This is a genomic window from Pseudolysinimonas sp. (genome assembly GCF_031389465.1).
Classification (GTDB): Bacteria; Actinomycetota; Actinomycetes; order Actinomycetales; family Microbacteriaceae; genus Pseudolysinimonas_A.
Window position 1 is genome coordinate 1 of record NZ_JANMSQ010000221.1, and the last position, 1772, is coordinate 1772.

The 1772-nt window shown below is 68.5% G+C and carries 1 protein-coding gene; it reads left to right on the forward strand.

The window, feature by feature from the left end:
- On the forward strand, positions 1-1700 hold a 1700-nt coding region (locus tag RMO30_RS08865), incomplete at its 5' end, for an MMPL family transporter (protein WP_309712163.1).
- Positions 1701-1772 lie beyond the last annotated feature (72 nt).

Sequence of the window (1772 nt, forward strand, 5' to 3'; positions counted from 1 at the left end):
TCGTCGCCGCCCTCGTGCTCGTGGTGATGCTGGGGGCGCTCATCCCCGCGTCGCTGCCGCTCGTGTCGTCAATTTTGGGCGTCGGAGTCGCCGTCGCCGGCTCGCTCGCCTTCTCGGGCGTCGTAGAGATGGCTTCGGTCACCCCGGTGCTCGGTGTCATGCTCGGCCTCGCAGTCGGCATCGACTACACGCTCTTCATCATCAACCGACACCGGCGTCAGTTGAAAGACGGCGCCGACGTGACCGAGTCGATCGCGCTCGCGAACGGAACCGCCGGCAACGCCGTCGTGTTCGCTGGTGCCACCGTCGTCATCGCGCTGCTCGCGCTCAACGTCACCGGCATCCCGTTCCTCGGGGTCATGGGAACGGTCGCAGCCGTCTGCGTGCTCATCGCGGTGCTCGTCGCGGTCACGTTCACCCCCGCGCTGCTCGGCCTCGTCGGGATGCGGGTGCTCAGCAAGCGGGCGCGCGCGAAGATCGGCCACCTCGATCACCTGCCGTCGCCACCGAAGCCCATGCCCACGTGGCGAGCCATGGTGGCGGTCGTCGCGGCTGTCGGCATCCTTCTCGTCGCGGCGGTGCCGGCGCTCTCGCTGCGTCTCGGCCTACCCGACGGGTCGAGCGAACCCGAAGACTCGACCCAATACCGCGCCTACACGATCGTCGCCGAAGAGTTCGGCGCGGGCACCAACGGCACCCTCGTCGTCACTGCCGAGCCCGCCAACGCTGTCGACCCCGACGACCCTCTCGCCGTCACGACACTGCAGGTGCAGATCGAAGACGTGCTGATGGCGCAGAACGACGTCGTCGCGGTCTCGCCCGCCGGAGTGGCGGATGATGGCGAACTGCTCGCCTTCCGGGTCGTACCGATCGACGGCCCCTCGAGTGTCTCGACCGAAGAACTCGTCACGGCGCTGCGTGGCCTGTCACCGATCGACACAGCCAACGGCGAAGCCGTGCTCGGGGTCGCCGGTGCGGCGAGCGGCAACATCGACATCTCGCAGACGATCGCCGACGCCCTGCCGATATACCTGACGATCGTCATCGGGCTGTCGCTCATCATCCTTGTCATCGTGTTCCGATCGATCCTCGTGCCACTGATCGCCACCGGTGGATTCCTGCTGTCGCTCTTCGCCGCACTCGGCGCCGTGACCGCGATCTACCAGTGGGGTTGGCTCGGCGAGATCTTCGGCGTGCACGACCCGGGGCCGGTGCTCAACTTCGCCCCGATCATCCTCACCGGCGTGTTGTTCGGGCTCGCGATGGACTACCAGCTGTTCATCGGATCGGGAATGCGCGAGGCATTCGTCCATGGCGCCCCGGCCCGTACCGCCGTCACCATCGGGGTGCGCAACGCCCGTGCCGTCGTCATCGCCGCGGCGATCATCATGATCTCGGTGTTCGGCGGATTCGTCTTCTCGCATCTCGCGATGGTGCGCCCGCTCGGCTTCGGGATGGCGGTGGGCGTGCTGTTCGACGCGTTCGTCGTGCGGTTGCTGCTCATGCCGGCGCTGATGCACCTGCTCGGCCGGTCGGCCTGGTGGCTGCCCAAGTGGCTCGACCGCATCCTGCCCGATGTGGATGTCGAAGGCGCCTCGCTCGAACGCCCCGCCCTGCGCCCGGGCGTGCACGCGGTACCCGCGACCGGTCGCAAGGGCGGCCCGTCGGCCCCGGCACACGCCCCCGCGCGGCGGCGCTGACCCGACGGTTGCCCGTGTCGGCCGTGCGGGGTAGACACTCCGTATGGCCGAGCATGTGATTCGGGCGCTCTC